We start from the raw sequence: 329 nt of genomic DNA on the forward strand, positions 1-329 counted from the left end.
TGGTTGTTGGGCTCATGTTAGACGAAAGTTCTTTGAGGCGACTCCTAAGAAGACAGACAAGACTTCTTTAGGAGCGAAAGGATTAGCCTATTGCGACCGCCTATTTGCCTTGGAGAGTGACTGGGCAGACTTGTCTACTGAGGAACGATTACATAAACGCCAGACAGAGTTAGCCCCTTTGATGGACGAATTCTTTGGCTGGTGTCGCAATCAGGCCGTTTTGCCAGGCTCCAAATTGGGCACTGCAATAGAGTATAGTCTCAAATACGAAACTACCTTCCGAACCGTTCTCTCGGATGGTGACTTAGTCCTGTCCAATAATATAGCTG

General features: G+C 47.1%; 1 protein-coding gene. It reads left to right on the forward strand.

Annotated elements, in window-relative coordinates:
* A partial coding sequence (locus tag RG959_RS23945; RefSeq protein WP_342799289.1) for an IS66 family transposase occupies positions 1-329 on the forward strand: 329 nt, incomplete at both ends.

The sequence above is a fragment of the Domibacillus sp. 8LH genome, assembly GCF_038806185.1.
Classification (GTDB): Bacteria; Bacillota; Bacilli; order Bacillales; family Domibacillaceae; genus Domibacillus; species Domibacillus indicus_A.